The 23,148-nt window shown below is 67.2% G+C and carries 17 protein-coding genes; 6 read left to right on the top strand and 11 right to left on the bottom strand.

The genetic code is table 11. From position 1 onward, the window contains the following. Positions 1–396, top strand: a 396-nt coding sequence (locus WB794_RS10345) for an integrase domain-containing protein (RefSeq protein WP_337335774.1), incomplete at its 5' end; no start/stop codon positions are given. Positions 397–448: 52 nt separating this feature from the next. Here WB794_RS10345 and WB794_RS10340 read toward each other — a convergent pair. The 10 genes from WB794_RS10340 to WB794_RS10295 form a co-directional block, all read right to left on the bottom strand. Next, entirely contained in the window at positions 449–844 is a 396-nt protein-coding gene (locus WB794_RS10340; RefSeq protein ID WP_337335773.1) for a hypothetical protein, read from the bottom strand. A gap of 11 nt (positions 845–855) precedes the next feature. After that, positions 856–2,445 carry an RHS repeat-associated core domain-containing protein gene (locus WB794_RS10335; RefSeq protein WP_337335772.1) on the bottom strand — a complete coding sequence of 530 codons (1,590 nt, stop codon included), beginning with the start codon at positions 2,443–2,445 and terminating at the stop codon, positions 856–858. Between the two features lie 48 nt (positions 2,446–2,493). Further along, positions 2,494–2,931 carry a hypothetical protein gene (locus WB794_RS10330; RefSeq protein WP_337335771.1) on the bottom strand — a complete coding sequence of 146 codons (438 nt, stop codon included), beginning with the start codon at positions 2,929–2,931 and terminating at the stop codon, positions 2,494–2,496. Further along, the gene (locus WB794_RS10325; RefSeq protein WP_337335770.1) at positions 2,931–3,677 is read right to left on the bottom strand and encodes an RHS repeat-associated core domain-containing protein; all 747 of its coding nucleotides are present in this window, start codon (positions 3,675–3,677) and stop codon (positions 2,931–2,933) included. Before WB794_RS10325 ends, WB794_RS10330 begins: the two co-directional genes overlap by 1 nt. Positions 3,678–3,904: 227 nt before the next feature. Beyond that, positions 3,905–5,113, bottom strand: coding sequence for a dipeptidase (locus WB794_RS10320; protein ID WP_337335769.1), 1,209 nt, complete (start codon positions 5,111–5,113; stop codon positions 3,905–3,907). Beyond that, positions 5,110–6,378 (bottom strand): dicarboxylate/amino acid:cation symporter, encoded by a 1,269-nt coding sequence (locus tag WB794_RS10315; protein ID WP_337335768.1) that lies wholly within the window; start codon positions 6,376–6,378, stop codon positions 5,110–5,112. The genes WB794_RS10320 and WB794_RS10315 overlap by 4 nt, the downstream gene beginning before the upstream one ends. Further along, positions 6,375–7,211, bottom strand: coding sequence for a L,D-transpeptidase family protein (locus WB794_RS10310; RefSeq protein WP_337335767.1), 837 nt, complete (start codon positions 7,209–7,211; stop codon positions 6,375–6,377). The genes WB794_RS10315 and WB794_RS10310 overlap by 4 nt, the downstream gene beginning before the upstream one ends. A 2-nt stretch (positions 7,212–7,213) precedes the next feature. Next, a complete protein-coding gene (locus tag WB794_RS10305) occupies positions 7,214–8,053 on the bottom strand; it encodes a MurR/RpiR family transcriptional regulator (RefSeq protein WP_337335766.1) in 840 nt (279 codons plus the stop codon). Between the two features lie 37 nt (positions 8,054–8,090). Beyond that, on the bottom strand, positions 8,091–9,185 hold the full coding sequence (locus WB794_RS10300) for a dipeptide epimerase (RefSeq protein ID WP_337335765.1): 1,095 nt from the start codon (positions 9,183–9,185) through the stop codon (positions 8,091–8,093). Then, entirely contained in the window at positions 9,182–10,576 is a 1,395-nt protein-coding gene (locus WB794_RS10295) for a C40 family peptidase (RefSeq protein ID WP_415926678.1), read from the bottom strand. Before WB794_RS10295 ends, WB794_RS10300 begins: the two co-directional genes overlap by 4 nt. 288 nt (positions 10,577–10,864) lie before the next feature. On the opposite strand from WB794_RS10295, the gene WB794_RS10290 reads away from it, so the two are divergent. The 5 genes from WB794_RS10290 (at position 10,865) to WB794_RS10270 (ending at position 19,573) form a co-directional block, all read left to right on the top strand. Next, positions 10,865–12,406 (top strand): transglutaminase-like domain-containing protein, encoded by a 1,542-nt coding sequence (locus WB794_RS10290; protein ID WP_337335763.1) that lies wholly within the window; start codon positions 10,865–10,867, stop codon positions 12,404–12,406. Further along, positions 12,403–15,408: a TonB-dependent receptor gene (locus WB794_RS10285; protein WP_337335762.1), complete on the top strand. Its 3,006-nt coding sequence runs from the start codon at positions 12,403–12,405 to the stop codon at positions 15,406–15,408. The genes WB794_RS10290 and WB794_RS10285 overlap by 4 nt, the downstream gene beginning before the upstream one ends. Positions 15,409–15,493: 85 nt before the next feature. Continuing rightward, entirely contained in the window at positions 15,494–16,762 is a 1,269-nt protein-coding gene (lysA, locus tag WB794_RS10280; protein WP_337335761.1) for a diaminopimelate decarboxylase, read from the top strand. Continuing rightward, positions 16,759–18,321, top strand: coding sequence for a serine hydrolase domain-containing protein (locus WB794_RS10275; protein WP_337335760.1), 1,563 nt, complete (start codon positions 16,759–16,761; stop codon positions 18,319–18,321). Before lysA ends, WB794_RS10275 begins: the two co-directional genes overlap by 4 nt. Continuing rightward, a complete protein-coding gene (locus tag WB794_RS10270; RefSeq protein WP_337335759.1) occupies positions 18,314–19,573 on the top strand; it encodes an NAD(P)/FAD-dependent oxidoreductase in 1,260 nt (419 codons plus the stop codon). Before WB794_RS10275 ends, WB794_RS10270 begins: the two co-directional genes overlap by 8 nt. Before the next feature lie 115 nt (positions 19,574–19,688). On the opposite strand, the gene WB794_RS10265 is transcribed toward WB794_RS10270, so the two are convergent. Further along, positions 19,689–22,991, bottom strand: coding sequence for a reprolysin-like metallopeptidase (locus WB794_RS10265; RefSeq protein ID WP_337335758.1), 3,303 nt, complete (start codon positions 22,989–22,991; stop codon positions 19,689–19,691). Between the last annotated feature and the right edge of the window lie 157 nt (positions 22,992–23,148).

The following is a 23,148-nucleotide window of genomic DNA, read 5'->3' as shown; positions in this document are numbered from 1 at the left end:
CGTCTTCTTCTTGCGTGGCATACGTACTCCTTGGCAGTAGCATGGTATGCCTCACACACAAAATTCCTGACAGGCTCGGGCGGCAAGGTACGCACCACGCATCTGCCGAACCCGGCCTTGGCGCTGGCCACGGTGCGCGAGGCGTTGCAGGTGCCGGGCACCCAAGGCCGGTTGGCGCAGGGCAAGCGCCTCAAGCAGGCCGAGGCGTGGTATCGCAATGCGATGCATCGGCTCGGGGTGCAGGGGCACAGCTTGCGCTATGCCTTTGCGCGGGAGCGGGTGGAGGCCTATCTGGACGCCGGCATCCCGATGGCCGAGGCGCTGGCACGCACCAGCATGGACTTGGGCCACGGGGATGGGCGCGGGCGGTGGGTCAAGATGATCTATCTGCGGTGACGGCAAAGGACAAGGCCCGCCGAATGGCGGGCCTTGGGGGCAAGTCGAAGGATCAGGGCTCCTCTTGCACCTCGGTATCCATGCGAGACACCAAATCTGCAAATATTTGACGCGCACGCGCATCGCCTTCGATCAAGTCATCAAGGAAGTACTCTTCATAGAACTCTTCCGGCCACAAAAGCACCGTTCCATTTTCATGGCTTCGTACATGCCAGTACTTGGAACACCGCGCATCTATGACTTCAAAAAGGCTGATCGAGATGCCACGACACTGCCCCCAGTCATTTGCAATTTCCACAAAGAGCCCTGAGCCATTTCTAGAACCTTGCGGCTTCACACTCAACCCGAGCACAACGTACTCGCTGCCCGGCGTAATTGCGTACCTGATCGACTCCCCTTGTGGCAATCCGATTGCCGCACGCTGATCATCCTTCAGAAAGCTGCTCAAGCACCTGACTCTCATCGCTTGCCCTCGTCAATGAGCTTGGTCTTCAACTCAACTATCTGCCCAGTTGCTTTGTTTTCGTAGCCGTGTGTCTCGATTTTCGTTCCGTCCGGCGCAACATGGTTCCCTCCGCTGACCTTGCTCCAGTCCCCAGCGGCCCCGCCATACTGATCGGCAAGGCGTGGCGCATCTCTAAGTGCCTTATCCGTTCCAGCACCTGCAATCGCTTCGCCTTCGCCAGCAAGAATCCTTGATGTCTGTGACTCGCTGGCGAGTTGCTTATTGAGGTTCAGCCCATTGATTGCACTGGCCGCGTTGTCCGCCTGCCGCGATGCTTGGATAGCCATGCCCGCCCCACCGGGCACAGGAAGGGCGAGTGCTGCGGCATCTATCGCAATTCCACCGACATCCGCTGCTGCCGCTGACCAGTTGCCATCCCACACATTGCCAGCGAGGCTGACGACGCCGACAGCTATGCTCGCAGCATCCCAGATGGACTCTACGTAGCGACCATCGGGATCACGGTACTTGTATGGGTTGTTATTGGCATACCAATACCGATTGAAGTTGCTCCCGTTGGCGGGACTCACGTCCACCGGGTCCGGGCTCAGGAAGCGCTGGGCGATCGGGTCATAGTAGCGCTGCTGCATGTAGGTCAGGTTGGTCTGCGTGTCGGTCACGTGGCCGGCAAACCCCGGGCCTTCGCGGTAGACGCCGCTGTAGGGCGCGCCGTAGGGCATGCGCACGGTGCGCTGGGTCTGGACGCCGGCGGCGTTGGTCTCGACGTTGGCGCTGCCGATATGGTCGGTGTGGTGCCAGGTGGTCGTGACGGTGCTGCCGGCCAGCGGACGGCTGCGCTGGGCGACGAGCTTGTTTCCGAGGTGGATGTAGTCGATGCGCTGGTTGTCGCGGCTGTCTTCTGTGTACAGCAGCTGGCCGGCGCGGCTGTACACCTGGAACCGCGTGCTGCCGGTGTTTCTGGTCGAGCGCGTGCGGTGGCCGTGGGTGTCGTAGACGTAGTTCTCCCAGGTGCTGCCGGCGTAGTAGCGGGTGGCGCGGGTCATGCGACCGGCGGCGTTCCACTGGTAGTTCCAGCTCTGCCCGTGCCCGGTGCGGGTGTAGGTTTCGCCAAAACCATTGCCGGCAAAGCCCCACTGCTGCGCGCCCAGTTCGTTGTCGATGCGATACAGGCGCTGGCTGGCGTCGTACTGGTAGCGGTGGTCCTGCACGTAGCCGCCCAGGCCGTTGGGATAGCCGGCCACGCGGCGCACGTTGTCGAGCGCGTCGTAGTCGTAGATTTCCTCGCCGTAGATGTTGGGCGCGGTAGCGACGATCGGGCGATCACGCGCGTCGTATTGCAGGCTGCGGTTCTCGTTGGCGTTCACGCCGTCGAGGATGGAGGTGACGTTGCCGTGCCTGTCGTAGCCGTAGCTGTAGTCCAGCCGCGAGGCGACCCCGCTGTGGTCGCGGATGCGCTGCGGCAGGCCGCGCGCGTTCAGCGTCCGGCTGTGGATCAGGCCGTTGCCGTAGGTGAAGCCGGAACACCGCCTGCGCCGCTGGCGGCGACGCTGGAACCGGGCGATTTGCGGGGCGGGATCACGCATGGGGGAAGCGTAACCGGATGGGGGAGTGGAGCCAGCGGTCTCGGGAGATTACGACATCGCCGTACCATCTGAAAAAAGATGGGGCGTTCCTTGCTGCGCGGTGACATCAGTGATGCTCACGATGCCACCATCCGAACGAACATAGTGAAAGAAAACATCCGCGCAGTACCCGGAAACGTGCTCAAGGAATGCGCGAATCGCGTCAGAGCTAGCGCCATTGTCAGAGAATGAAACATTCGTAACGATCCCGAAGGCTATCGGTCGATTCTGCTGCGCCATCAATCTAAACGACGAGGCAAGTGCGTCAGCCCTTTCCTGATCGTTCGACCATGACATGGCAGCAGAAACCCCTACATGCACAATTTCCTCATCCGCATTCAGATAACCCCCGAAGGGATGAAACTCGCCGTGGGTGCCGAGCATCTTTTCAGCAAAGTCAACGAGGTCATTCATCAAGACTTCCACTTGAGCTTTTGGGCTGCTCATCACTTTCCTCCCGGCCCAAGGTCATCGCGTCGAATCACCTTTGACTGATTCCGCACAGTCCCACTGACTTGTGTATTGGTTCCCGTCACGACCACATGCTCTCGACCCGTAGCCTGTGCATGTTCACGTTGCGCACGCAGTTGGGAGGAATCCGAAACACGAGCCGTATCCTTGATTTCGCCCACTTGTACCGAGTTCTGAAAGTCAGGAATTGTCCGACCCTGGCTAGTTGAAACAACCTCAGTGTTCTTTGCTTCACCCAAATCGGAAAGAACACGAGTCTCCGATGCTCGGCCTCGTGCGCCAGCCTCAACGATATTGCTACCAGCCCTTGATGCTTGAATCGCAACACTCGCACCGCCTGGAACAACGGGGATGATGAGTGCCGCAGTGTCCAGCGCAATGCCGCCCACATCAGCAGCTGCACCCGACCAGTTTCCGTCCATGACATTGCCAGCGAGGCTGACGACGCCGACGGCTAGGCTCGCCGCATCCCAGATGGACTCAACATAACGTCCATCTGGGTCCCGGTAGCGATACGGATTATTATTCGCATACCAATACCGATTGAAGTTCCCGCCGTTGGTGCCGCTCACGTCCACCGGGTCCGGGCTCAGGAAGCGCTGGGCGATCGGGTCATAGTAGCGCTGCTGCATGTAGGTCAGGTTGGTCTGCGTGTCGGTCACGTGGCCGGCAAACCCCGGGCCTTCGCGGTAGACGCCGCTGTAGGGCGCGCCGTAGGGCATGCGCACGGTGCGCTGGGTCTGGACGCCGGCGGCGTTGGTCTCGACGTTGGCGCTGCCGATATGGTCGGTGTGGTGCCAGGTGGTCGTGACGGTGCTGCCGGCCAGCGGGCGGCTGCGCTGGGCGACGAGCTTGTTCCCGAGGTGGATGTAGTCGATGCGCTGGTTGTCGCGGCTGTCTTCTGTGTACAGCAGCTGCCCGCCACCGCTGTCCGCGTACAGCGGCGCGATTACTCCCGCGCCGCTTCCACTTGGCGCATCACGCGCAGGAGGTTGCCGCCCCAGAAGCCGGCGATCTGGCTTTCGCTGAAGCCTTCCGCGAGGAGGCGCTCGGTGATGCGGGGCAGGGCGGTGACGTCTTCGAGGCCGACGCTGGCAAGGCCGCCGGCACCGTCGAAGTCGGCGCCCAGGCCGACGTGCTCGGGGCCGGCGACTTCGATGATGTGCAGGAGGTGGCGCATGAAGTCGTCAAGGGTGGTGCGCGGCACCGGGAAGTCGCGCTGGGCCTTGAAGTAGGCGTCGGCGAGCGCCTGGCGCTTTTCGGCGGAATCGGCGCTGCCGTCCCAGAAGGGGCCGGTGGCGGCGTCGATGGCGGCCTGGCGCTCGGGGCTCTTGTGTTCGTCGGCGAGGTAGCCGGGATAGGCGTTGACCTGGATCACGCCGCCTTTTTCGGCGAGCGCGCGGATGCGCGCGTCGTCGAGGTTGCGGGGGTGGTCGTAGAGCGCCTTGGCGCTGGTGTGCGAGAGCACGATGGGTGTGCGCGAGGCCTCCAGCGCCTGGTCGAAGGCGGCGTCCGAGGCGTGGGAGAGGTCGATCATCAGCCCGAGGCGGTTGGCGCGGGCGATGAGGTCGCGGCCGGCGGGGCTGAGGCCGTTCCACTCCGGGCCGGCCTTGTCGGTGGAGGAATCGGCGAACTCGTTGTTCTGCACGTGCACCAGACCGAGCATGCGCAGGCCCTGGCGGTAGTGGAAATCGAGCAGGCCGGGATCGAGCGCCAGCGGGCTGGCGTTTTCCATGCTCAGGTACACGAAGCGCCTGCCGCTGGCGGCGATGCGGGCGGCGTCGTCGGCACGCAATGCCAATGCCAAGTCATCCGGATGCGCGGCCAGGGTTTCGCGGATCGTCACCAGCCGCGCCAGGGCGTGGTCGCGCGCGGCGCGCTGGGCTTCGGGCGTGCGTTCGCCCGGGTCGGTGTAGATGACGAAGAAGCCGCCGTCGAGGCCGCCTTCGCGCATGCGCGGGATGTCGACCTGCGAAAGATCGGTCTCCAGAGCGTGACGCTGCGCGGGGTTCCAGCCGGGCAGGGAGAAGTACACAGGCGTGTCCAGGTGCGAATCGAGCGTCAGCAGGCGCTCGTGCAGGGCGTGCGCCTCGGGCGACACCTGCGCCACCGCGGGCGCGGCGGCGAACAGCAGGAGCAGGGCAAGGGTGCGCTTCATGCGGGAATGTCCTCGGGCGAGACGTCGGGGATGTCGCTGCTGCGCTGGTTGACGATGGCAGTCGCGGTGAGGTCGCCGGTGACGTTGCCGGTGGTGGCGAACACATCGGGAATGGTATCGACGGCCAGCAGGAGGCCGAGCGGCTCCACCGGCAGGCCCAGCGACTGGGACACCGGCATCACCGTGGCCATGAAGCTGACCTGCCCGGGAAGGCCCACCGAGCCCAGGCTGATCACCACCGACAGCGCCGCCGCCGCGCCCAGCTGCAGGGCGGAGAGTTCCACCCCGATGGCCCAGGCGATGAAGCAGGCCGCACCGATGTACTGCACCGGACTGGTGATGCGGAACAGCGTGACCGCCATCGGCAGCACCAGCGCCACCACGTTGCGGCGGTAGCCCAGGCGCTCGCCGGCCGATTCGATCATGGAAGGCAAGGTGGCGAGCGAGGACTGGGTGCTGGCCGCCACGACCTGAGCCGGCAGGATGCCCTTGGCGAAGCGCAAGGGCGATTCGCGCGCCACCAGCCACACGATGGGATAGCAGATTGCCGTGGCCCCCAGGTACAGCGCGACCAGCAGGCCGATGTAGCCCACCAGTGCGCCGATCACGCCGATGCCGGCGCTGGTGCAGACGACGAGGATCAGGGCGAAGACGCCGAGCGGTGCGGCCAGCAGCATCCAGTGCACGATCACGATCATGGCATCGGCCAGCCCGCGGCAGATCGCAAGCAGCGGATCGCGCCGCTCGGGTGCCAGGCGGGTCAGCGCGAAACCGAAGAACAGCGAGAACACCACCAGCGGCAGCATCGCGTTCTGCGCCGCGGCCATGATCGCGTTGGTCGGGATCGCGCCGGCGATCCAGTCGCCGAGCGAGGGCACGGGCACATCGACTACCGCGCTGGTTGCCCCGCGCAGGGTCTCGGCCAGCGAGGCGCTGTGCGGGAAGAAGGACAGCAGCACCGGTGCCAGCGCCGCGGCATAGAGCGCGAAACCGGTGAGCAGGACCACGAAGGTGATCAGCGCGCGCCGTGCGACGCGACCGGACGCAGCGGCATCGCTGGCCGTGGCAACGCCAAGCACCACCAGCGAAAACACCAGCGGTGCGACGGTCATCTGCAGGCCCGCAAGCCAGAGCGATCCGATGGGGCGCGCGAAGGCGGCGGCGCGCGGGGCCTGTTCCGGGAACCAGTACGCCAGAGTCAGGCCAATCAGCGCACCCAGTACCAGGCCGAGCAGCACCCGCGCCGTGGGGCCGGGACGCTTCATCGCGATACCTGCACGGCAGGCAGGTTCCAGGCGCTGCGCAGCCGCGCGTATTCGGCTTCAGGCAGGAGCACCAGCACCGGATGGCGCTGCGGATCGAGCCATGACAGCAGGGTCAGCATGGTCGAATCGCTCATCGCGGTGCAGCCGGCGGTGGTCTCGCCGGGCCTGCGCCACAGGTGCATGAAGATGCAGCTGCCCAGGCCGGGCACGTTGGCCGGGTTGTGCGCCACCTTCAGGCCCAGCGCGTAGCGATCATCGCCCGCGTTGTGCAGGTCCAGCCGCATCGGCTCGCTGGAGCCGGCGACTGCGGCCTCGCCCTCCTGGCGCGCGTCGATGATGCGGTTGTAGAAGGGCGAGGTATCCACGTCGATGCACCAGTCGCTGGCGTCCATCGCCTCGTACGGCATCAGGCTGTGGCCGGTGGGGCCATAGCCGAAGGCACCGGGCAGGTCGAAGACGCCGGCAGGCGAGCGGCCGTCGCCTTCGCGCTTGATCGGGCCATCGCCCTGCGGCATCGCGTGGCGGCCCTGGCCCCAGGCCAGGCCGCTGCGGCCCAGGCTGACCGCTTCGGGCACGCCGATCCGGTGCCAGGACATGCCGTCGCGCTCGAAGCGCTGCAGTTCGCCTTCGGTCGCGTCCCAGCCCGAGGCGGTCACCACGACGAGCTGGCCGGCGTTGGCGACCGGGTAGCGGCCCACGGCGGACGCCGGCGCGGCGGCGGCTTCGGGCGATCCGGCGGCAGCAGCGGGACGGGGCGGTTGCGCGGTGCAGGCGGTCAGCAGCAGGCCGAGCGCGGCGACGGGGAAGAGGGTGTGCAGGAAGAGTCGCGGCATCGTCACGGGTTCTCGAGAAGTTGCAGGCGTTCGCGGGTTTGGGTGAAGTGTTCGCGGTGGCGGCGGTCAGACTGCCAGAGACGCAGCACCAGGGCATCAAGGAGGTGCTGCATGGCGCTGCGAAAGGCCATCGCCTCGACGTGCGGCTCGGCGTCGTGCGCCGAGACCAGGAGGGCGATGTCGGCACAGGCGCGCAGCGGGTTGGCGGAGCGGCGCGTCACGGTGATGGCGCGGGCACCGTTGGTGCGCGCAGTGCGGACCAGGCCGAGCGTTTCCGCGTGCCCGCCGTGTTCGGACAGAACCACCAGGACATCGCCGGCGCCCAGCGCGCTGAGTGCGGGAAGGGCGAGCGTGGCGTCGCTGTGCGAAACCGCGGCAATGCCCAGCTGCGCCAGCCGCGCCGCGAAGATCGTCGCGTGCAGACCGTCCTCGCCGCGCCCGTGCACCAGCACCCGCGCGGCGCCGGAAAGCAGGGCGGCGGCGGCATTGACCTGTGCGACCGGGCTGACCAGCGCGGTCTCCTCCTGCGCCGCGCTCTTGGCGCGCCACAGCGCATCGGCGACGGTGTCTGCGCCGTTGCCATGACCTTCCGGAGCGTCGCCGTCCGAATCGCTGCGCGCCAGCTCCTCGCCGATGGAGTACTTGAGGTCGGGATAGCCCTTGAAGCCGAGCTTCTGGCTGAACTTGACCACGCTCGACTGGCTGATTCCCAGCGCGCTGGCCAGCTGCTGGGACGAGTAGTCGCGCAGCAGGTGGGCGTTGTCGAGCAGGAAGTCCGCGATGCGTCGCTCGATGGCCGACATCTGGTCGCGTTCCGCGCGGATTTTCAGCAGTGAGGACATGCGGGTTTCCCCCGGTCGCCGCGTTCGGCCAGGACGATCAATCCAGCGACTGCAGCCCGCGGATCGAACGGATGCCCAGGCCCGGCGCATCGGTGATGGAGATTTCCGATTCGTTGAACATCACCCCGCCTTCGACCGGATCGAATTGGCACAGCGACGGGCCGTCGAGATCGACCTTGGTGATGATGTCGGATTTGGCCACGGCCAGGTGTACCGCCGCCGCGACGCTGATGCTCGATTCGAGCATGCAGCCGATCATGCAGTCCACCCCGTAGAGCGCGGCGAGATCGGCGGTGAGGATGGCACCGGAAAGCCCGCCGGTCTTCATCAGCTTGATGTTGATGATGTCGGCGGCGCGCATCCGCACCAGGTCCAGCACTTCCTGCGGCCCGAACACGCTTTCATCGGCCATCACCGGGGTGTGGATGCGCTCGGTGACGTACTTGAGGCCCTTGAGGTCGCGCGCCTTTACCGGCTGCTCCAGCAGCTCCAGCCGGATGCCGGCGTCCTCCAGCGCGTGCATGGCGTGCACCGCCTGCTTGGCGCTCCAGCCCTGGTTGGCGTCCAGGCGCAGCAGGGCGCGATCCTCGACCGCGGCGTAGATCGCCTTGACCCGCTCCACGTCCAGGCCGATGTCCTTGCCGACCTTGATCTTGAGCGAACTGAAGCCGCGCTCGATCGCCGAGAGCGAGTCGGCCACCATCTTGTCGATGTGGTCCACGCTGATGGTGATGTCGGTGCTGATGACCGGCTCGCCGCCGCCCAGCATCTGGTAGAGCGGCGCGCCGTAGCGCTGGCCCCAGAGGTCGTAGAGCGCGATCTCCACCGCCGCCTTGGCGCTGGTGTTGCGCTCCAGCGCGGTCTGGATCAGCCGCACCGCGTGGTTGAGGTCGGCCACTTCCTGGCCGATCAGGCGCGGGCCGATGAAGTGGCGGATGGCCTCGATGATCGAACCGTGGGTGTCGCCGGTGATCACCGCCGTCGCCGGCGCTTCGCCGTAGCCGACGTGGCCGGTGTCGGTGTGCAGGGTGACGATGATGTCCTCGATCATCTCCACCGTGCGCAGCGCGGTCTTGAACGGGGTTTTCAGCGGGACGCGGATCTGGCCCAGCGAGAAGTGGGTGATTTTCATCGGGAAGGGGTCGCTCGGATGCGCTGGATGCTGTAGATGAAATCGACGTAGGGCGTACCCGAATCGCCCAGCAGGGCAAAGAGCGGAGTGACCGCGACCTGGTTGAGCGGAACCGTCACGATCGCGCCGGAGCCATCGCGGTAGCGCATGCCGGTGGTGTCGTGGATCAGCCAGACCTCGCCGTCCTCGCGTCCTATCACCATCATCACGTGGCCGGGGATGTAGACCAGGTCGCCCACCTCCAGATTGCGCAGCACCGCCATGCGCGCGGCGTGATCGTCGGCCTCGGTGAAGGCGATGCGGTCGAAGGCGGTGCTCACGCCCTGGTCGCGGGTGTTGCGCGGCAGCTCCACGCCGAAGCTGCGGTAGACCTCGGAGACGAAGCCGCTGCAGTCGCGGGTGCCGTAGGAGTGGCCCCAGCCGTAGCGCTCGCCCAGGAACTTGAAGGCCTGCGTGATCAGGTTGGCGCGGGTCAGCGGCAGGTAGTCGGTATGCACGTCGGCGCTGCGCGGCACCAGCGCCGGAACGATCTCCAGCGCGCCCTGCGCATCGCGCGCCGGCAGCGCGACGACATGGCTGGCGTAGGCGAACTGGCCGTTCACCGCCTTGTCCCGCGGCCAATCGGCGATCAGCGGCAGGCGCAGGCCCATGTCGAGCGCCAGGTCGGAAACCTGCGGCGCTTCGGGCGTGAAGACGGTGCGAACCCCGGCACCGGTGACCACCAGCCAGGGCGGCTGCGCGGCGAAGCCGAGCACCTCGTCGCGCTCGCCCAGCGCCACGCGATCGGCTTCGATCCAGGCCGAGTAGAGCCGGCTGGCGACGAACCACCACTGCCCGTCGCGGCTCGCGTGCAGCACCGCCACGGGCGTGCCGGGAAACAGCGCCGATTCCTGGAAGCGGTCGATGTCGGTATCGCCGCGGCGCGAAAAGACGCGCTGCGCGGTCGGGAAGGTGCGCAGGTCGGCGCGGCGCGTGACCAGGCCGAAGCGCGGCGCGACCTCGTCGGCGATCGCGTCGAGCGCGAGCGCGTCGAGCAGCGCATCGACGCGCGTCGCCGGAACCTCGCGGCCATCGCCATCGAACAGCGTGCGCGAGGGCGGCGCGGAGATCGCTTCGATGCGGGCGCGCACTTCGGCGGCGGACAGCGATGCCGGCAGCGCGGCCATGTCCGCCACGCTCGGATCCTGCGCCGTGAGGCGTGCGTTCTGGGCCGCGATCTGCGCGGCATCCAGCACCGGCGCTCCGGGCGCATCGAGCCGCGCGATCCAGTAGCCGGGCGTGAGCCGCTCGGCCGTGACGCCGGGCACCCCTGTCGTGTCGGAAAGCTGCGCGGATGGCGTGCCGCTGGATGGGGCCGTCGGAGCGGCTGCACAGCCCGCCAGCGCGATCACGGCGAGTGCGAGCAGCCAGCCGCCGAGGCCGGACTTTGCGGCATTCGGGGCGGCGTGACGGGGCGACTTGTGGGTTGCTGCCATGGGGTGTTCCCTCGTCGTGGTGCCGGTCGCGCGCGGTGGATGCGCGCCGCTGGCGTCCTCGAAGAATAGATGTTTCGGAAAAAATCGCAACAAAGAATAATTTATTGACGGTGCCGCCAGCGCATGTTAAATATCCCCTGAATCGAACGAAAACGTGGGCGTCCGGGGCAGGGATGACACCGCGCAGGGAGGGAAGGAAGACATATGCAAGCGTCATCACGCTCGCTCGCTCAAGCGCTTCGGCGCAGGCACGCGCTTCGCGCCTGCTGCCTGTCGCTTGCGGTGCTGGCCGGCTGCGCGGATGAGCGCGTCGGCACGCACGTGGATGCCCCTGCCACGGTGAGCGTGGAGTCAATCGCCGCCAGCGTCGATGCCGGCGCATTCTCCCAGGCCGATGCCGCGATCACCGAAGCTCTGGCCGATGCGACGCTGCCCGAGGAGGCGCGCCGCGCGCTCGCCTTCGAGCGCGAGCGCATGCGCCGTATCCGCATGGACTTCGGCATCGATCGCACCGAAGCCCTTGCCCGCGCGCGCCGCGTCGCGCCTGACCTGACCGATGCGCAGTTCGACGCCTTCGATGCGCAGGGCCTGATCGAATCCATGCGCATCGACGGCGAAGTGCGCTATTTCAACCGCGCGCCCTACAACCTCTTCCGCCTCAGCGCCGACGCGCGCGCGCTGCGGCCCGATCCCGACGCGCCGTTCGCCGATGGCCCCTACGAGAATCTGCACCCGCACCATGTCGAAGTGCTGTCGCAGTCGCAGGCGAGCGGCGAGCGTTTCGTGGCCGCGCGCCGCATCCGCATCAGCCAGAGCCTCACGGTGAACCCCGATGCGGTGCCGGCCGGCGAAACCGTGCGCGCCTGGATTCCCTATCCGCGCGTGATCGCCGGCCAGCAGGAGAATCTGGTGTTCCTCGGCAGCGAGCCTGCGGCCCACCGCATCGCCCCCGAAGAGGCCCTGCAGCGCACGGTGTACCTGGAAAAGCCCGCTGTGGCCGGCGAGCCGACGCGGTTCTCGATCCAGTACGAGGTCACCGTCTCGGCGCAGCGCGTGGCGATCGACCCCGATCAGGTCCAGGCCACGCCGGACGATCCCGCGCTGGCACCGTTCCTCGCCGAGGAGCCGCCGCACGTGATCTTCACCGAGGCGCTGCGGCTGTTCTCCGCACGCGTGGTGGGTGACGAAGCCCGGCCCTACCACATCGCGCAGAAGCTCTTTGCCGCCGTCGACCAGATTCCCTGGGCCGGCGCGCGCGAATATTCGACGATCCGCAACATCAGCGACTACGCGCTCCACGCCGGCCACGCCGACTGCGGCCAGCAGACCCTGCTGCTGATCGCGCTGCTGCGCCTCAACGGCATCCCGGCGCGCTGGCAGTCGGGCTGGACGTACTCGGACAACGCCGTGGGCTACGCCAACCTGCACGACTGGGGCCAGGTGTATCTGGCACCTTACGGCTGGGTGCCGATGGACGTGACCACCGGCCAGCTCGACAGCGACGACCCCTCGCTGCGCTGGTTCTACCTGGGCGGGCTGGATGCCTACCGCATCGCCTTCAACGACGCGATTTCCACCCCGTTCGATCCGCCCAAGCAGCACTTCCGCTCGGAAACCGTCGATTCGCAGCGCGGCGAGGCCGAGTGGCGCGGCGGCAACCTGTATTTCGACCAATGGGACTACGGCTTCACCGCCGAGATCCTTTCACCCACAGATGACACCCCCAACTCCGGAGAGAGTCCATGAACCGCACGCTTCGTTTGCGCAAATCCCTGCTGAGCCTGGCGCTCGGTGCCTGCCTGTCCACGCTAGCCGTCTCGCCCGTTTTTGCGCAGAGCGCGGTGGGTGCGGTTGCCGGACGCGCCAGCGCCGGTGATCAGGTGACCCTCGTGAACGTGGCGACCGGCGCCACGCGTACCGTGACCGTTTCGGCCGACGGCAACTACCGCCTCAGCCAGCTGCCGGTCGGCGACTACAGCCTGAAGGTGACACGCGATGGGCAGGGGATCGGCGACGAGATTGCCGTGAACGTTTCGCTGGGTGGCACGACCACCGTCAACCTGGGTGGCGATGGCGATGTCATCAACCTGGCCACCATCGAAGTCGTCGGCAACCGCGTGGTCAACCGCGTCGACGTCTTCTCGACCGAATCGGCCACCAACATCACCCGTGAGGAGCTGGCGCGCCTTCCCGTCGATCAGAACCTCGGAGCGGTGGCGCTGCTGGCACCGGGCGTGGTTTCTTCCGGTGCGACCTTCGGCGGCCTGACCTTCGGCGGTGCCTCGGTGGCCGAGAACGCCACCTACATCAACGGCCTCAACGTCACCGATCCCTACCTGCGTCGGGGTTTCTCCACGGTGCCGTTCGCGTTCTTCCAGGAAGTGCAGGTCAAGACCGGCGGCTACTCCGCGGAGTTCGGCCGCAGCACCGGCGGCGTGATCAACGCGGTGACGCGCTCGGGCGGCAACGAGTTCCAGTCCGGCGTGGAGTTCACGCTGGAGCCGGCGAGCTGGGCGTCCTCGCGCGAGGACCACTACCACGAGGACGGCACCATCGACGAACGCGACCGCACCAGCCGCGACACCAGTCCGTTCTACAAGACCAACGTCTGGGCCTCCGGCGCGCTGGTGAAGGACAAACTGTTCTTCTTCGCCATGTACGAGTGGCGCGACGCCAACTCCACCGACATCGACACCACCGAAGCCTGGAAGACCAACAGCGACAACGGCTTCTGGGGCGGCAAGATCGACTGGCGCATCAACGACAACCACTCGCTGGAGCTGTTGGCGTTCTCCGACAAGGCCGACTCGACCACCACCACCTACGAGGCCTATGACTGGGACAGCGACACGCTGGGTGAACCGGCGGGTACCAGCACCGCAGGCTCCGGCGGCGACAACTGGTCGGCCACCTACACCGGCCACTTCACCGAGAACTTCTCGGCCAAGGCCATGTACGGCATCAACAAGCGCAGCTCGCTGAACTACAGCCCGCTCGACGGCGACTGCAGCATCGTCACGCTTTCGGGTTCGTACGTCAGCGCCTTCGGTCGTCCCGACCAGGCCATCGGCTGCCATCCGACCAACGGCAGCGTCAACAGCCGCTACGACGAACGCGAAGCGGCGCGACTGGACTTCGAGTGGCAACTCGGCAGCCACCAGCTGCGCTTCGGCTTCGATCGGGAAGTAATGGATTCCACCAGTTCCAGGATCTATCCGGGGGACGGCGCGAGCTACCAGGCGCAGGCCGCCACGCCCGGCGGCGTGCTGCCCAACGATGCGCTGGTGCCCGATGGCGTCACCGCGATCGTCGATGCGCGCCGCTACATCACCGGCGCGCCGGTCTCCACCAAGGCCGAGGCGATCTATCTGGAAGACAACTGGAGCGTCACGCCCAACCTGCTGCTGAACATCGGCGTGCGCGCAGACAAGTTCCACAATACCCTGGCCTCGGGCGCGACCTTCGCCAAGGCCGACTTCTCCGACATGATTTCCCCGCGCGTCGGCTTCAGCTGGGACGTGAAGGGCGACGGCAGCACCAAGGTGTTCGGCAACGCGGGGCGCTACTACATTCCGCTGACCAACAAGCTCACCGACTACTTCGGCGGCGGCACCACCGACGAGCACACCTACTACGTGCTCAACGGTTGGACCGAAATGACCCACCCGACCACCGGTGCCACCTATCTGGTGCCCAACCTCGGGGCGCAGATTGGCCCGGTCAACACCGACATGAATGCGCCTGCGCCCGATAACGTCAGCACCGCGGTCGCGCGCGACCTCAAGCAGGTCTACCAGGACGAATACATCCTGGGCTTCCAGCAGGCGATCAACCAGGCCTGGTCCTACGGCATCAACGCCACCTACCGCCGGGTGACCCGCGCGGTGGAGGACGCGCGCATCAACCACGTCGAAGGCTGCCCCTGGTACTCGGGCGACTGGCCCATCATCAACCCGGGCGAAACCACCACGCTCTGGTGCCCGGACACGGAAAACTGGGTCACCTTCGATTCCTCGCAGGACGGCTACATCGCGCTGGGCAGCGGCGCAGTCATGGGTTATCCGAAGCCGCGCCGCACCTACAAGGCGGTCGAGTTCCAGCTCGATCGCGCCTGGGATGACACCTGGGCGTTCAACTTCAGCTACCTGTGGTCCAAGACCGAGGGCAACATGGAAGGGCCGGTCAACTCCGACACCGGCTACGCCGATACCAACCTGGTTCAGCACTTCGACCACCCGGCGAACAACGAGCGCTACGGCGTCCTGTTCAACGACTACCGCCACCAGTTCAAGCTGCGCGGCAGCTACAAGCTCAACGAGATGTGGAGCTTCGGCAGCACGCTCACGGCGCGTTCCGGCGGGCCGATCACGGCCTTTGGCGTGGTCTGGCCGAACGATCGGCGCGTGGCCGGTGGTTCGGGCGAGTACAGCGGTGGCGGCTCGGGCTGGCTGTGCGTGTCGAACTGCTCGGACTGGGCCAATCGCGAGCTGGTCTGGTCCGAGCGCGGTGCCTTCGGACGGATGCCGTGGGTGTACGACCTGGGCGCGAGCGTGACCTGGACGCTGCCGGTCGAGAACGTGGACCTCAAGGCGCGTCTGTCGGTCTACAACCTGCTCAACCGCCAGACCGTCATCAACGTGCATTCCCGCTACGAGGGACAGCCTGGCACGCAGTTGCCCCACTTCGGTCAGGGCACCGTCTGGCAGGCACCGCGATTCGCCCAGCTGGTGGTCACCTACAACTTCTGATGCCGCTGCAACCGCCCGCGCGTGTGCGGGCACTTCTCTCCATTCGCGGCCCGTATCCCGGGCCGCATTTTTTTGGAACCCGACGATGACCGATTCGACCCGGGCCGGCGCGCTCGCTACTCTGGGCGGGGTGGATGTTCCGGCCCTTGCGGCGCGCGAGGGCACGCCGCTCTATCTCTACGACGCGGCCGCGATCGATGCGCGCATCGCGGCGCTCAAGGCGGGACTGGCCGGGCGGCGCGCACGGGTGTGCTATGCGGTGAAAGCCAATTCCAGCCGCGCCATCCTCGCGCGCATCGCCGCCGCCGGGCTGGGGGCCGACATCGTCTCCGAAGGCGAGATGCGCCGCGCGCTGGCGGCGGGATTCCGTCCCGAAGACATCGTCTTTTCCGGCGTCGGCAAGACGCGCACGGAAATCCAGGCGGCGCTGGAGCACGGCGTGGGGCGCTTCAACGCCGAATCGATCGAAGAGCTGGACCTGCTCGACGCGCTTGCCGCCGCGCGCGGCGTCAGCGCCGCGGTTGCGCTGCGCGTCAATCCCGACGTGGACGCCCGCACCCACGCCAAGATTTCCACCGGCAAGGCCGAAAACAAGTTCGGCATTGCGCTCGACCAGGCGCGCGCGATCTTCCGCGACGCGGCGCGCTGGACGGCGCTGCGCATCGACGGCCTGCACGCCCACATCGGCTCGCAGCTGCTCACGCTCGATCCGATCCGCGAAGCGGTGGCGCGGATGGCGGCGTTCGGGCGCGAACTGCAGGGCGCGGGAACCGTTCTGCGCAGCATCGACGTGGGTGGCGGCCTCGGCGTGTGCTACCGCGCCGGGCACGATCATCCGCCCGCGCTGGAGGACTACCTTGCCGCGGTGTTCGGTGCGTTCGAAGGTTTCGATGGCGAGCTGGTGTTCGAACCAGGCCGCTGGCTGATGGCCGAGGCCGGCATCCTGCTCGCGCGCGTGGTGCGGGTGAAGCGCGGCGACACGCGGCGCTTCCTCGTGCTGGATGCCGCGATGAACGACCTGATCCGGCCAAGCCTTTACGAGGCCTGGCACGATATCGTGCCGCTGGTGCCGGCGAATCGCCCGCTGCGCGAATACGACGTGGTCGGCCCGGTGTGTGAAACCGGCGACACCTTCGCGCAGGGCAGGGTGCTGCCCGAAGTGGAAGCGGACGAACTGGTGGCGATCTGTGGTGCCGGAGCCTACGGCATGTCGATGGCCTCGACGTACAATTCGCGCCAGCTGCCGGCGGAAGTATTGCTCGAACGCGGCGGCTATTACCTCATCCGCCGGCGTCAGAGCTGGGAAGAAATGACGGCGGGGGAATCCTTGCTGCAGGAGCGGAGGACGACATGAAATCCAGCCGCAGAATCGCGGGTGTGCTGGCAGGCGCGGCGGCGCTGGCGCTCGCCGGCGCGCAAGCCGCGCCGCAGGCGGAATACGACCGCCTGTTCGACGAAACCATGGCGCACTACGCCCTGCCGGGCATGGCGCTGGGCATCGTGGAAGACGGACAGGTGGTGTACCGGCGCAGCGCAGGCACCCGGCTTGCCGGCAGCGGCGAGGACATCGATTCGCAGACGATCTTCAAGATCGCCTCCAATTCCAAGGCCATGACCGCCGCCCTGCTGGCGCGACTGGTCGACGCCGGCAGGCTGCGCTGGGACGATCCGGTGACGCGCCACCTGCCGCGGTTCCGCATGAACGATCCCTGGGTGACGCGCAACATCCAGGTGCGCGACCTCCTGATCCACAACAGCGGCCTGGGCCTGGGTGCCGGGGACCTGATGCTGTGGCCCGAGCCCAACGAGTTTTCCCGCGCCGACGTGATCGCGGGCGTCGCCCACCTCAAGCCTGCCACCAGCTTCCGCTCGACCTACGCCTACGACAACCTGCTCTACATCGTCGCCGGCGAAGTCGCGGCGGCGGCGGGCGAGGCCGACTATGAAACCCTGCTGCGGCGCGAGGTGTTCGAACCGCTCGGGCTGGCTCGCTGCCAGGTCGGTGCCTTCGCGCGCGACACGGTCGGCAACATCGCCCAGCCGCATCGCCGCCAGGGCGGGGCCAACGTGCCCGGTGGCGTGGACGAAGCGGTCATTCCCGCGATTTCCTCGGCGGCGGCGGGCGGGGTGCGCTGCAGCCTCGATGACATGCTGGCGTGGATGCGCAACTGGATCGACCCCGCGCTGACGCCGGACTGGCTTTCGCCCGAACAGCGCCGTGCGATGTGGACCGCCCACATGCCCATGCCGATCGGCGCGCTCCAGCGGCAGTGGGAGAACACGCACTTCTCCGCCTACGGCTATGCCTTCCGCCTTTCCGACGTGAACGGGCGGTTCCGCGTCGGCCACACCGGCACGCTCGACGGCATGTACTCGGCCATGGCGATGTTTCCGGATTCGCGCCGCGGCTACGTGTTCCTGATCAACGGCGAGGCAGGGCAGGCGCGACAGGCGCTGGAAGCCGCGCTGTCGCGCCTGATGACGCAGCCGGACAGCGCGCCGCGCATCGCGGACTTCGCGCAGGATCTCGACGCACGCCGCGCCGCCTCCGGTGCCGCGCAGGCGCGCGCGCAGGCCGCCGCGCGCGCGCCCGTGGTACCTGCGGACCTGGGCGAGACGCTCGGCGTCTATGCCGATGCCTGGCTGGGCGACATCCGGTTGTGCCCGGAAGAGGGCGTGGTGCGTTGGCGTTCGCGCAAGTCACCGCGCCTGTTCGGCACCGTGCAGCGCGCCGGTTCGCGCCTCCTGGTGGCCTGGGAAGACGCCGGGGCCGAGGGCGCGGACGCCTGGCTGGACATCTCCCCGGGCGTCGGCGGATCAACGACAATGCGCATGGCTGCGATCGACCCGGAAACCGATTTCAGCTTCGACTTCCACGACCTGTCTCCGCAACGGATACGCAGCTGTGACTGACGCCTACTCCACTCCCCGCAGCGCCGATGTCGCCATCGTCGGCAGCGGCATCATCGGGCTTTCCTGCGCCTTCCACCTGCGCGAGCAGGGGCGCGACGTGCTGATGATCGACCCGCACGGATTCGGCAACGAAACCTCGTTCGGCAACGCCGGCTCGATCTCGATCGGCGACGTGCTGCCGCAGTCCACGCCGGGCGTGATGATGACCGGCATGAAGATGCTGCTCGACCGCGATGCGCCGCTCAAGCTCGATCCGGGCGCGTGGCCGCGCTGGCTGAGCTGGGTGATGCGCTTCGTCTACTACGGCGGCGCCTCGCGCGTGACGCCCTTCATCGACGCCATGCACGCGATCAACGACGCCTCGCGCGCCACCTGGTTCGAGCTGGCCGAAGCCATCGACGCGCGCGAGCTGATCGCCGAAACCGGCTGGCTGCACGTCTACAGCAAGGAGTCGAGCTTCGAGAAGGGTGCCTGGGAACGCAAGATGATGAGCGAGCGCAACGTCAGCTTCCAGGTGCTCGATGCCAAGGGATTGCGCGATCTGGAGCCGGCCATCGGCAAGGACTTCCAGCGCGCGGTGTTCCAGGACAAGGCGCTGGCGATGCGCGACCCCGGCCAGTTCTGCCACCGCCTGGGCGATGCGCTGGTGGCGCGCGGCGCGCAGGCAATGCGCGCCTCGGTGGCGCAGATCCTTCCCGAGAACGGTCAGTACCGCGTGGTCACCGACCACGGCACGGTGATGGCCAAGACCGTGGTGCTGGCGGCGGGCGTGTGGACCAACCGCCTGCTGCGCGACTTCAACGTCAAGATCCCGGTGATACCGGCGCGCGGCTACCACCTCATGTATCCCAACCAGGCCGACGTGGTGCACCGCCCCACGCTCTGGGCCGAACGCTACATGGTGCTCACGCCGATGGTGCCGGGCATCCGCATGACCAGCATCAAGGAACTCACCGCCATCGGGCGCGAACCGAACTACCGCTACATCCGTCGGCGCGATGCCGACGCGCGCCGCCTGTTCCCGAGCCTGTCCGGCACGCCGGTGAGCGAGTGGTCGGGCTATCGGCCCTGCACGCCCGATTCGCTGCCGATCATCGACAGGCTCGCAGGCCACAGCGTCTACCTCGCCACCGGCCACGGCCATTTCGGCCTGACCCAGGCACCGACCACCGGCAAGCTGGTGGCGCAGATGATGGCCGGGGAAGCGCCGCTGATTCCACTGGAACCGTATCGCCACACGCGCTTTTTCTGACCACGCCGGCGGCGTTGCATCGCCTGACAGGTGAAATGGATCGGGGCCGCTTTCGCGGCCCCGATCCGTTCCGGCCGCTGCCCGCGCAAGCGTGCGCGGGCAGGGGATCAGCGGGTCAATCGCAGTCCAGGGTCATGTCGTCGACCATCGCACCGCCAATCTCGCTCGCAGGCGAAGACGCGCTCCAGTCGAAGCGGATCTCGTGCATACCGCCGTCCAGGTACTGCGCCGGAATGGCGAAGCTCTGCGCCTCCCAGATCGTTCCGTCACCCACGGGCGACACGGTCTGGACCACGGTGCCGTCGATGCTCAGCGTCAGCGATGCGCTGGGGTCGCCGTCGATCTGGTTGACCATCCACCAGTTCATCGTGCGCGGATGGCCGGCATCGAGCGTGACCGACTGGCTCAGCGAACTGGTGTTGGCCTGATCCCAGCCGCCGAACCAGACGAACCAGTCGCCGGTGCGGGCCACGAAGGTGGCACCGTCGTCGCAGCTGGCGTCGCAGAACGAGCTGCCCGACAGCGAATCGTCGCTGTTCCAGTAGGGGTTGGTGAAGGTGGCCGGATCGGTCGCCTCGAAGCTCGGGTCCTGGAACAGCTGCAGCGGGGCGCAGACCGGGGCCGGGGCGTCGCCCTCGAAGCCATCCGAGAAGATCGCATCGGGCAGGGCCGCGCAGTCCACGTCCACGTCGGTGACGTCGGCATGGCCCATGATGCCGGTGGCGTTCGACACCACGCAGGCCTGGCCCGGCGGCTGGGTCAGCACGGCGACGCTGTAGGACTCGCCGGTGGCGACGCCGGGAACGAAGGCATACAGGCCGTTGGCGTTGATGGTGCGGGTCTGGGCACCGTTGAGCTGCAGCACCAGGCCGGGCGCAGTCAGCCCGCGCACCCGTCCACCGACCGTATAGGCCTGCGGCGGCAGATCGACGCAGTTGAGCAGGACGCTCGTCACGTTGGCACCGGCGATCGTGCCGGTACCGGCGGCGACGCTGCAGGTCTGGCCGACCGGCTGGGCGAAGATCGTTACCGCGTAGCTGCTGCCGTCGACCAGGGTTTCGGGGAAGGTGAAGGCCGTGGCGGCGGCGGCGACGTCGAGGTTCGCACCGCCGTTGAGTCGCAGCTTCAGGCCCGTGCCGGTGAGGCCGGAGATCGTGCCGCCCACCGAGTAGGTCGGCACCGTCACGCAGGTCACCTGCACGTTGGTCACGTCGGCACCGCTGATGGTGCCGCTGCCGTTGGCGACCGTGCAGTTCTGGATCGGCGCGGTCGGCTGGCTGCCGACGGTCACGCTGTAGGGCGAGCCGTCCAGCACCACACCGCTGAAGGTGAACGGGCCATCCGCGCTGATCGGCTCATCGTTGCCGCCGTTGAGGCGCAGCACCAGGCCGGTTCCCGCAAGCCCGCTGACGCTGCCGCCCACGGTGTAGGTGGTGCCGCCGGGGGCAATGGTGAAGTTCGCGGGCGAGACGTTGAAGAAGATGTTGTTGGAGCACATCACGCGCACGCGCGCCTGGGCGGTGCTGATCACCGGCACCGGCACGCTGGCCGAACCGCTGTTGGGCACGCCGGTCGCCAGCGCCGTCGGGAAGCTCTGGCCGCCGTCGGTCGAAAGCCGGATGTCCACCGAGGAACAGCTCACCGGAGCCGCCGCGGTGTTGGCGACATCCCAGGCCACCGTGCCGGTGGCACCGCCGCTCCAGATGACGCCCGCGCCGGGCGAATTGACCTTGAACGGCCCGGCGGTGTTGACCACGGCGAAGCCAACGTCCGCGCTCTGGCTCGTGCCCCAGCCGTGCAGCGCGTCGGAATGGTCGCGCACGGTCAGGCGGAAGTTCATGTTGCGTGAGGTTGTCGGCATCGTTTCGCCCGGAGCCGCCGCGCCGCCCAATACCGTCGACATCCGCGGGAACACGCGCTCGCCCGTCGCCACCGGCGGAAAGCTGCGGAAGATCGGGTTGCTGCCCTGGTCGCCGGCACTGAGCGCCGCCTGCGCGCCGAGGTCCCACTGCTCCCACGAATACACCAGCGTGCTGCCGGCATCCGCGTCGGTCGCGCTGGCGTTGAGCACGAACGGGGTGCGCGCGGGAATGGTCTTGCCGGTCGGCAACAGGCTGCCGGTGTCGATCACCGGCGCGTTGTTCGGGTTGAGCGTATTGGCCGAACAGTTGCCGCTGCCGCTGGTGAAGTTGGTGATTTCCTGCAGACTGATGGCGTGGAAATACGGGTCCGAGTGCGGTTGCAGGTTGTCGCCGCTGCAGATACCCGCATACGCCATCACCGTCGAGCCGCTGCCCGGCTCATAGGCGGTCGACCCGTTGCGGTTGCCGCCCGAGCAGTTGCCCAGGGCACCGTTGAACGGATGGTTGGCGCGGAACTGGTGACCCATTTCGTGCGCGACGAAATCGATGTAGAAATCATCGCCGACCGGGTTGGGCAGGCCGGTGGTGCCGCGCGCCTTGGAGCTGGCGTTGCACACCACGCCCAGGCCGGCGACGCCACCGCTGCCGGTGGTGAACACGTGGCCGATGTCGTAGTTGCCAACGCCGATCGCGGCGCTGATCACCGAGGTGGAGTTGTTGATGACGCCGGTGCCGTTGCTCGCGAACGGATCGGTAGCGGCGTTGGGATACATGATCAGGTCGTTGTTGGGCACCAGCACGAGGCGGATCGACATCTCGTACTCGTAGACCTCGGTCACGCGGTTGACCGCCGTCGTGGTCGCGGCCAGGCCGCCGGCCACGGTGCCGCCACCGACTGCGGCGATGTACTGGTTGTTGGATGCCACCGCGGCGCGGTAGACGCGCTGGTTCACGCCGGTCTGGGTCATCGGCGCGAAGCCCGAGTCGGTGCGGTGAAGATTCCCGACGTGCGCGGTGATGGACTCGTCGGTGTGCACTTCGCACTGGCCCATGCCGTGCGGTGCCTGTACCTCGGTGCGGCGATAGCTCAGGTAATTGTCCGTACCGCTTGCGATGACTTCCGGGCGGACCAGCCACATGCCGTCGGTATCGAACACCATCGCCTGGAAGCCGATGGGGGAGACGTCGAGACGCAGCCGGCGGCCCTTGCCGTCGCTGCCCTTGAAGCTGAGGATGTCGGGATACTTGGCCTGCAGCTCCGGCGGCAGGGTGCCCGAGTCGATGACCATGAAGTCGCTGAAACCGCCTTCCGGCAGCGGCAGCGAAACCTCGGCGGCGATGCGGCTGGAATGGGCCTGCTTCAGGTAGGCGGCCATCGCGGCGGTATCCAGCGAGAGCGCGCGGAAGCTGGCGGGCTGTGGCGCATTGGCGGCCGGCGAACGCCCGGCGGCGTCCTGCCAATACGGATCGGTGACGCCGGCAAGAGCTGCGGATGAGCACAGCAGTGCGAGCATCAAGGCGCTGGGCAGTGCCAGCCTTGGGTGCGGATTCTTCACGATGGTTCTCCCCGGGTTGCGTTTGGTGTGCCGCAGCGACCAACTCGGCGCGGGGCCAGCGTCAGTCAGCCTCGGAGTCTACAAGCGGTTCGCCATGCGGGAAAGCACGAGCGTCGTGCAGTTTTCGTGCTGTGATGCACAAATGCGTCCTCTTCGC

Source organism: Denitratimonas tolerans (genome assembly GCF_037203605.1).
Classification (GTDB): domain Bacteria; phylum Pseudomonadota; class Gammaproteobacteria; order Xanthomonadales; family Xanthomonadaceae; genus Denitratimonas; species Denitratimonas tolerans.
This window is presented reverse-complemented; position numbering and strand designations above follow the sequence as displayed.